This is a genomic window from Actinoalloteichus spitiensis RMV-1378, from assembly GCF_000239155.1.
Classification (GTDB): domain Bacteria; phylum Actinomycetota; class Actinomycetes; order Mycobacteriales; family Pseudonocardiaceae; genus Actinoalloteichus_B; species Actinoalloteichus_B spitiensis.
This window is the reverse complement of record NZ_AGVX02000377.1, coordinates 1-8,397: the sequence shown is the minus strand read 5'-3', so window position 1 is coordinate 8,397 and position 8,397 is coordinate 1. Positions and strand designations below refer to the sequence as shown.

Here is an 8,397-nt window from a genome sequence, read left to right as displayed (position 1 = left end):
CGGTCACGGCTCCTCGCCCTCCACGCGCATCACGCTCACCACTTCCCGCACGGCGGAGAGGGCCGCGATCTTCTCGACGGTGCCACGCAACGCGTCCTCGGAGGCGAGGTGCGTGGCGATGACGAGGCTCGCCTCGTCCCGGTGACCCCGCTGGGTCACGGTCGCGATGCTCACGTCGTTCTCCGCGAACACGGCGGCGACCTGCGCCAGCACGCCCGTGCGGTCCGCGACGTCCAGGCTGATGTGGTAGCGGGTGGCCACCTGCCCCATCGGGCGCACCGGGAGGTCGGCGTAGGCGGACTCCCGGGGGCTCCGGCCGCCGGCGACCCGGTTGCGGGCCACCGCGACGAGGTCCCCGAGAACGGCGCTCGCCGTCTGCGCACCCCCCGCTCCCTGCCCGTAGAACATCAGCTGCCCGGCGGCCTCGGCCTCGACGAACACCGCGTTGAACGCGCCGCCCACCGTCGCCAGAGGGTGACCGCGCGGGATCATCGCCGGGTGCACCCGGACCGAGACCGACTCGCCGCCGGCCTCGTCCACCACCCGGTCGCAGATCGCGAGCAGCTTGACGACCCGTCCCATGCCCCTGGCCGCCGCGATGTCGGCGGCGGTCACCCGGGAGATGCCCTCCCGGTGCACGGCACCGGCCGGAACCCGGGTGTGGAAGGCCAGCGAGGCCAGGATCGCGGCCTTGGCGGCGGCGTCGAAACCGTCCACGTCGGCGGTCGGGTCGGCCTCGGCGTACCCGAGCCGGCCCGCCTCCTCCAGGGTCTCGCCGTAGGCGGCCCCGGTGGCGTCCATCGCCGACAGGACGTAGTTGGTCGTGCCGTTGACGATGCCCATCACCCGGTTGACCCGGTCGCCGGCCAGCGACTCCCGCAGGGGTCGCAGCAGGGGGATCGCGCCGGCCACCGACGCCTCGAAGTAGAGGTCGGCCCCCGACGCGTCGGCCGCCTCGTACAGCTCGGGGCCGTGCTCGGCGAGCAGCGCCTTGTTCGCGGTCACCACGGACTTGCCGGCGGCCAGGGCCGTCAGCAGCAGGCTCCTCGCCGGTTCGATCCCCCCGATGACCTCCACCACGACGTCGACGTCCGAGGTCACCAGCGCCTCGGCGTCCGTCGTGAGCAGTTCCTCGGGCACGTCACGGTGGCGGTGCGGGCGGCGCACCGCGATGCCGGTCAGCTCCACCGGCGCCCCCACCCTGGCGGTCAGGTCGGCGGACTGCTCGCGGATCAGCCGTTCGACCTGCGTCCCGACCGTGCCGCAGCCGAGCATCGCGACCCTGACCGGTGGGGTCGAACCGGTAGCCGATCTCATGACACCTCCAGGCGGAGCAGGTCGTCCATGGTCTCCCTGCGCAGCAACAACCGCGCGGCGCCGTCCCGGACCGCGACGACCGCCGGCCGGGGCAACCGGTTGTAGTCGCTGGCCATCGCGTAGCAGTAGGCACCGGTCGCGGCGACCGCGACCAGGTCGCCCGGACGCAGGTCGGCGGGCAGCCAGCAGTCCCGCACGACGATGTCACCCGACTCGCAGTGCTTGCCGACGACCCGGCTGAGCACCGGCGGTTCCTCGGCCCGCCGCGAGACCAGGCGGCAGTCGTACACCGCGTCGTAGAGGGCGGTGCGGATGTTGTCGCTCATCCCCCCGTCGACGCTGACGTAGCGCCGGCTGGCCCCGTCCTGCACGACGACGTCCTTGGTGGTGCCCACCTCGTAGAGGGTGACCATCACCGGCCCGACGATCGAGCGTCCCGGCTCCACCGCGAGCAGGGGCGTGTCCAGCCCGGCGTAGCCGCACTCCCGGCGGACGATCTCCCAGAGGGTGCCGGCGATCTCGCCGACCTCGGGAACCCGGTCCTGCTCGGTGTAGGCGATGCCCAGCCCGCCGCCGAGGTCGAGGGTGTCCAGGTCCGCCATCGCCTGGGCGCCGTGCTCGTCGTGGAGGTCGGAGAGCAGACCGACGATCCGCTTGGCCGCGAGCTCGAAACCGGCGAGGTCGAAGATCTGCGAGCCGATGTGGCTGTGCAGGCCCACGAGCCGGAGCCCCCGCGCCCGCAGCACCCGCCTGGCCGCCTCGGCCGCGGCTCCCCCGGCCAGTGAGAAACCGAACTTCTGGTCCTCGTGGGCGGTCGCGATGAACTCGTGGGTGTGGGCCTCGACTCCGACCGTGACCCGGATCATCACGTCCTGCCGGCCGTCGGCCGGCGGGTTCTCGGCGGTGAGGCGGTCCAGGCGGTCGATCTCCTCGAAGGAGTCCACCACGATGACGCCGACCCCGGCCTCCAGGGCGGCCGCGAGTTCCGGGACCGACTTGTTGTTGCCGTGGAAGGCGATCCGCTCCGGGGGGAAGTCCGCTCGCAACGCGACGGCGAGTTCCCCACCGCTGCACACGTCGAGGCTGAGTCCCTCCTGGGCGACCCAGCGGGCCGCCTCGGTGCACAGGAACGCCTTGGAGGCGTAGTGGACGCGGGCCCGGTCACCGAAGGCGCGCTGGTACTCCCGGCACCGGGACCGGAAGTCGTCCTCGTCGAGGACGAACAGCGGGGTGCCGAACTCCCGGGCCAGCTCGCGGACGTCCACGCCCCCGATCCGCACCGCGCCGTCGGCGTGGCGCGAGGTGTTCGCCGGCCACACCGAGGGCGGCAGCGCGTCGAGCTCGGCGGAGGACGCCGGCCGGGGGCCGGCGGTGTTGACCGGGAGCAGGACCTCCGCGTGGCGGGGACCAGCGGGATGAGCGCGCATGATCACATCCGTTCGGGTGCGCTGACGCCGAGCAGGGCGAGTCCGTTGGCCAGCACCTGCCGGGTGGCGGCGCAGAGCTGGAGGCGGGCCGAGGTCAGCTCGGTCGGCTTCTCGTCGCCCATCGGCAGGACCCGGCAGGCGTCGTAGAACTTGTGGTAGGCGCTGGAGAGCTCCTCCAGGTACCTGGCGATCCGGTGGGGTTCCCGCAGCCGGGTGGCCAACTCCACCTTCTCCGGGAAGGCGGCGAGCTCCCGCAACAGCTCGCCCTCCCGCTCGTGGGAGAGCAGGCCGTAGTCGGTCCGCTCCGGGTCGCCGGCGTCCACCCCGAGTTCCAGGGCGTTGCGCTGGATCGAGGCGAGCCGGGAGTGCGCGTACTGCACGTAGAAGACGGGGTTCTCGTTGCTGCGCGAGCTCCACAGCTCCTGGTCGATGTCCAGCGGGGAGTCCACGGAGGCGCGGATCAGCGAGTACCGCGCCGCGTCCACCCCGACGGCGTCCACCAGGTCCTCCAGGGTGACCACGGTGCCCGCGCGCTTGCTCATCCGGACGGTCTCCCCGCCCCGGACCAGGTTGACCATCTGGCCGATCAGGACCTCGACCGTGCCCGGGTCGTCCCCGAACGCGGCGGCGGCGGCCTTCAGCCTGCCGATGTACCCGTGGTGGTCGGCGCCCAGCATGTAGACGCAGAGGTCGAAGCCCCGGGACCGCTTGTCCAGGTAGTAGGCCAGGTCACCGGCGATGTAGGCGGGTTGCCCGTCGCTCTTGATGACCGGCCGGTCCTTGTCGTCGCCGAAGTCGGTGGAGCGCAGCCACCAGGCGCCCTCGGAGTGGTACAGGCTTCCCGCTTCCTTCAGCCGTTCGACCGCCCGGTCCACCGCTCCCGAGGAGTGCAGGGAGTCCTCGTGGAAGTAGACGTCGAAGTCGGTGCCGAAGTCGTGCAGGCTCCGCTTGATCTGCTCGAACATCATGCCGACGCCCACCCGGCGGAAGGTCTCGGCGGCCTCGTCCTCCGGGAGGCCGAGCACGTCGGGCTCCGCCTGGAGCACGCTGCTGGCGATCTCGGCGATGTAGTCGCCGCCGTACCCGTCCTCGGGCACCGGCTCGCCCTTGGCGGCGGCCACCAACGACCGCACGAAGCGGTCGATCTGGGCGCCCGCGTCGTTGAAGTAGTACTCGCGGGTGACGTCGGCGCCGCGTGCGGCGAACAGCCGCCCCAGGGTGTCGCCGACCGCCGCCCAGCGGGTGCCGCCCAGGTGGATGGGCCCGGTCGGGTTGGCGGAGACGAACTCCAGGTTGATGCGGGTGCCGGCCAGTTCGTCGCCCTCGCCGAAGTGTTCGCCCCGGCGCAGCACCTCCCGGATGACCCGGCCCTGCGCCTCCGGGTCGAGGCGCAGGTTGAGGAAGCCGGGGCCGGCGATGTCCACCGACCGCACGCCGTCCTGGTTCGCCAGCGCCTCGGCGAGCCACCCGGCGAACTCGCGGGGCGGGACGCCGACCTTCTTGGCGACCTGGAGGGCGAGGTTCGTGGCGTAGTCGCCGTGCTCGGGGTTTCTGGGTCGCTCCACGGTCACGGTGGCTGGCAGCACGGTGGTGTCCAGCCCACGGGTGGTGAGCGCTTCCGCTGCGGTGGAACGGATCAGGTCGCTGAGCACGGCGGGGTTCACCCGGGAAAGTCTAGGCAGCGGCCACCACGGCGGACGAGCGGGTTGGCGGGTGGGCGCACCCCGTCCCGCCTGCTGGGACGCACTCGGCCGACGGCGCCCGGGAGGTGGCCCAACGCGCCTGTCCGCCCACGTCGCGTCCCCCGGCCGCCCCCCTCGCCCGCTCCGCCGCGGCAGCGGGCACGGTCCGCCACCCCGCTCCGCCCCCGGGTGCAGGAGACGGCGACCACACGTACCGAATTCGGCCTTCGGCTCATAGACTGTCCGCCGTCAGGTGCGGAGTGCGGTAGTCACGGAGACGAGGTCCGACAGGCATGGCGAGCGGAAAGAGCTCCAAAGCGGTGCGCAACGCCCGGGCGGCGACGGCCGTGAAGAAACCCAAGCCCTGGGGCACGCTGGCAGCGGTGGCGGTGCTGGTGCTGTTCGCCGGCGGCATCTTCACGTACGTGTACACGCAGTACGAGGCCACCGCCGACATCCGCGCCTTCACCCCCTCGGAGGAGAACCAGAACCCGGCCCTGGACATCGAGGGCGTCACCAGCGAGGAGTACGCGGGCCAGCTGCACGTGGTCGCCCCGCAGCGGGTCGCCTACGAGGAGTTCCCGCCCAACGGCGGACCGCACGACGAGGTCTGGGCTGGCTGCAACGGCGTGGTCTACGACGTCCCGGTGCGGAACGAGAACATGGTGCACTCGTTGGAGCACGGCGCGGTCTGGATCGCCTACAACGAGGACCAGATCCAGGGTGAGGACCTGGAGACGCTGCGGAACAAGGTGCTCGGCGAGCCGGCGATGATGATGTCGCCGTACCCCGACCTCGACAGCCCGATCTCGCTCCAGGCCTGGGGCCACCGGTTGAAGGTGGACAGCGCGGACGACGAGCGGATCGACCAGTTCATCACCGCTCTCCAGCTCAACGCCTACGTCTACCCGGAGATCGGCGCCACCTGCATGCCGAACCCGGCCCGCTTCGACGTCGACAACCCGCCGCCCTTCGACCCGAGCGAGCCCGGGCCGGACGCCATGCCGATGTCGGCGAACCCGGAGGACTTCGGCGGCTACACCGGCCCCAGCGACGAGATGCTCGACCCCTCGGGCGCGCCGGAGGCGAGCGAGGAGGCCGAGGGCGACGAGGAGCCGGCGGCGGACGAGTCGGAGGCGCCGGGGTCCGAGGAGGGCTCCGACACCTCTGACGAGGGCGACACCAACGACTGAGGGCTGAGGGCCACGTGGTGACGAGGCAGCCGGGGGCGCGGAGCGGGAGCGCCGAGGAGATCGACGGCTCGGCGCCTCCGGGGGCCGGCTCCGGTGGGGCGCCGTGGGTGCGGGCGGTGACCCTCGTGGGCGCCGTGCTGGCGCTGCTGCTCCTCGGCGCCGCCGGCGGGATGCTGGTCGGCCTGCCGGGAGCCGGCGGTTCGGCCGCCCCCTCCGCCGAGTCGGTGGACGTGGGCTTCGCGCAGGACATGACGATCCACCACCGGCAGGCGACGACGATGGCCACCCTCTACCGGGTGAACGGGGAGGACCCGTCGATCTCCCAGCTGGCCTTCGACATCGACACCAACCAGCGTGAGCAGATCGGCTGGATGCAGGGCTGGTTGAACATCTGGGACCGTTCGCTCACGCCGGTGGACGGCTACATGAACTGGATGACCGGCCCGGAGGGCCACCAGCACCACGGCTCCGTGCCCCAGGACGAGAACGGCGCTCCGGCGATCATGCCGGGCATGGCCAGCGAGGAGGAGCTGGCCGAACTGCGGGCGGCGCGGGGCGAGGAACTCGACATCCTGTTCCTCCAGCTGATGCTCCGCCACCACGAGGGCGGGGTCGAGATGGCCACCTACGCGGCGGAACACGCCGGTCGACCGCAGGTGCGCAACCTCGCGGCGAACATGTTGGAGCACCAGACCTCGGAGAGCGCGAAGATGATCGGCATGTTGCGGGAGCGCGGCGCCGAGCCGCTGCCGTTCGACAACTGACCCGACCTCCTCGTGCCCCCGGCGCGCGGGTGCCGTCGGCGGCGGTGGTGCCGGGGCAGGGGTCCCACCACGCCCCGCTGCGGGAACGGTGTCGTACGGGCTCCCCTGCCCGCTGCGTGTTGTCCGGCGTCCTGCGCGACCGGGACGGCGAGCACGCCCGCCAGATCCCGTCCGGGTGCCGCCGGGCGGCTGGGGCGGGCAGGAGCGTGCTGGTCGACGAGCGCGGCTGGTCGGCCTCGCGCGCACGGCAGGAGCAGGCGGCTCGGACGCGGGGACGTCGGAGGCGACCTGGCCGTCCTCGCGTTGTCCCGCTGTCGCGTTGTCCCCCGGTCCCGGGCTGGGTCGCCGGTGCCACGACCGCGTTCACGGCGGCAGGGGAGGCGTCGCGAGGTCTGGCCGCCCGGCCGGTGCCACCGCCGGTGCTGGTGCTGGCACCGCCCCGCTGGTCGTGGCCGCGCGCCGCGGCGGACGGCTCACCAGCTGAGCTCTCGGCAGCTCATCGGGAGGTGGGCGGGCTCCACCTGGAGGGTGGCGTGGTGGATGCCGTACCGGTCCGCGAGCATCCGTTGGGCCTCGCCCAGCACAGTCCCGGTGTCGCCGTCGGTCTCGATCGTCAGGTGCGCCTGGAGGACCTCCATCCCGGAGGTGAGGGTCCAGACGTGCAGGTCGTGCACGCCCGCCACGGCCGGGAGGCCGACGAGATCCCGGGTCAGCTGCCGCACGTCCACCTCGGCGGGTGCCTGCTGGACGAGGATGCGCAGGGCCTGCCCCGCCAGCCGGGCGGTCCGGGGGATGACGAAGGCGGCGATGGCGACGGCCACGAGCGGGTCGGCGTACCGCCAGCCGAAGAGCAGCGTGACGGCGGCACCGATGAGCACCCCCACCGAGGCCAGCGTGTCGGCCAGCACTTCCAGGTAGGCGCCCCGCACGTTGATGCTCTCGGTCGCACCCTGCCGGAGCAGGGCGAAGGCGACGAGGTTGGCGACCAGGCCGGCGACGGCGGCGATCATGACCGGCCCGCCCTCGACCTGTGGCGGGTCGGCGAAGCGGTGGGCGGCCTCGTACAGGATGAAGCCGGCGACGGCGAACAGCAGCAGGGCGTTGGCCAGGGCAGCGAGCACTTCCAGCCGGTAGAGGCCGAAGGTGCGGCGTGTTCCGGAGGAGCGGCGGGCGGCCCGCCGGGCGGCGGTGATCGCGGCGAGGGCCATCCCGATGCCGAGGACGTCGGTCAGCATGTGGCCGGCGTCGGAGAGCAACGCGAGGGATCCGGTCGCGAGGGCGACCACCACCTCGACGACGAGGAAGATGACGAGCACGCACAGCGCGGCCGCCATCCGCCGCACGTGCCTCCCGGAGGCGCTCACCGCGTCCGCCGCGGAGATGCCGTGCCCGTGCCCGTGGGCGTTTCCGTGCTCCCGGTGTCCCTCGTCGGGATGACCGCCGTTGTCCGCTGTCATCGAGTCACCTCCCAGGGCGAACATATAGCGACATGCGCATGAATACAAGTCAGCCCCGAGCGGCGCCCCTGACCTGCGGGAACGAGGGAATCGACTCGTTCGCACGTCAACCAAGGGGGGGGTGTTCGAACCCCCGTTCGGGATGCGCTAAGCTTTCCCCGTCGCCGACGAGGGGAATCCCGGAGCCGGCGGTGGTGAGCCCTCGTAGCTCAGTGGATAGAGCACTGCCCTCCGGAGGCAGGTGTCACAGGTTCGAATCCTGTCGAGGGCGCAACGGTTTCCCGTAGTCAGGCGCGGTGGCGGATCATCCCACCGCGCCTTTTCGCGTTCCGACGGGCGGCCTCCCTCGTGGTCGATCTCGTGTCCGGGCGGCTCCGGGAGCCCGCCGGGGGCGGCTTCGCGAGGGCGAACGAGCCGGTCAGCGCGAGGGCTCCAGCGGCAGGAGCGTTCCACTCCGACGACGGTCGGTCCCCGCGCAGGCGTCCCCGGTGTGAGCCGCGCCCCGCACCCGGCGGGTCGCCCGGGGGAGGAGGCCCGAGCGTCGACGGGCGCCGCCG

6 protein-coding genes and 1 tRNA gene are annotated in these 8,397 nt (G+C 72.6%); 3 read left to right on the top strand and 4 right to left on the bottom strand.

Annotated features, from left to right (window positions below; all coding sequences use genetic code 11):
• Positions 1-3: 3 nt before the first annotated feature.
• The 3 genes from ACTIDRAF_RS0216690 to argS are packed head-to-tail and all read right to left on the bottom strand — an operon-like array spanning position 4 to position 4,408.
• On the bottom strand, positions 4-1,317 hold the full coding sequence (locus tag ACTIDRAF_RS0216690; RefSeq protein WP_016699865.1) for a homoserine dehydrogenase: 1,314 nt from the start codon (positions 1,315-1,317) through the stop codon (positions 4-6).
• On the bottom strand, positions 1,314-2,744 hold the full coding sequence (gene lysA / locus ACTIDRAF_RS0216685; RefSeq protein ID WP_026066187.1) for a diaminopimelate decarboxylase: 1,431 nt from the start codon (positions 2,742-2,744) through the stop codon (positions 1,314-1,316). Before lysA ends, ACTIDRAF_RS0216690 begins: the two co-directional genes overlap by 4 nt.
• Positions 2,745-2,746: 2 nt before the next feature.
• On the bottom strand, positions 2,747-4,408 hold the full coding sequence (argS, locus tag ACTIDRAF_RS0216680; RefSeq protein WP_016699863.1) for an arginine--tRNA ligase: 1,662 nt from the start codon (positions 4,406-4,408) through the stop codon (positions 2,747-2,749).
• Between the two features lie 311 nt (positions 4,409-4,719).
• Here argS and ACTIDRAF_RS29350 point away from each other — a divergent pair, with 311 nt between their 5' ends.
• Complete coding sequence (locus ACTIDRAF_RS29350; RefSeq protein WP_016699862.1) at positions 4,720-5,619, top strand: thioredoxin-like domain-containing protein; 900 nt, start codon at positions 4,720-4,722, stop codon at positions 5,617-5,619.
• A 17-nt stretch (positions 5,620-5,636) separates the two neighbouring features.
• Positions 5,637-6,383 carry a DUF305 domain-containing protein gene (locus ACTIDRAF_RS0216670; protein WP_157163083.1) on the top strand — a complete coding sequence of 249 codons (747 nt, stop codon included), beginning with the start codon at positions 5,637-5,639 and terminating at the stop codon, positions 6,381-6,383.
• Positions 6,384-6,856: 473 nt separating this feature from the next.
• Here the strand turns inward: ACTIDRAF_RS0216670 and ACTIDRAF_RS0216665 are convergent, their stop codons facing one another.
• On the bottom strand, positions 6,857-7,840 hold the full coding sequence (locus ACTIDRAF_RS0216665; RefSeq protein ID WP_016699860.1) for a cation diffusion facilitator family transporter: 984 nt from the start codon (positions 7,838-7,840) through the stop codon (positions 6,857-6,859).
• A gap of 198 nt (positions 7,841-8,038) precedes the next feature.
• Between ACTIDRAF_RS0216665 and ACTIDRAF_RS0216660 the strand changes: the two genes are divergently transcribed.
• Positions 8,039-8,111, top strand: a tRNA-Arg gene (locus ACTIDRAF_RS0216660).
• Positions 8,112-8,397: the final 286 nt, after the last annotated feature.

Bases quoted from the DNA above. Each gene is read 5' to 3' on its own strand.
- ACTIDRAF_RS0216690 (WP_016699865.1), bottom strand. From the start codon at position 1,317: ATGAGATCGGCTACCGGTTCGACCCCACCGGTCAGGGTCGCGATGCTC.
- lysA (WP_026066187.1), bottom strand. From the start codon at position 2,744: ATGCGCGCTCATCCCGCTGGTCCCCGCCACGCGGAGGTCCTGCTCCCG.
- ACTIDRAF_RS29350 (WP_016699862.1), top strand. From the start codon at position 4,720: ATGGCGAGCGGAAAGAGCTCCAAAGCGGTGCGCAACGCCCGGGCGGCG.
- ACTIDRAF_RS0216665 (WP_016699860.1), bottom strand. From the start codon at position 7,840: ATGACAGCGGACAACGGCGGTCATCCCGACGAGGGACACCGGGAGCAC.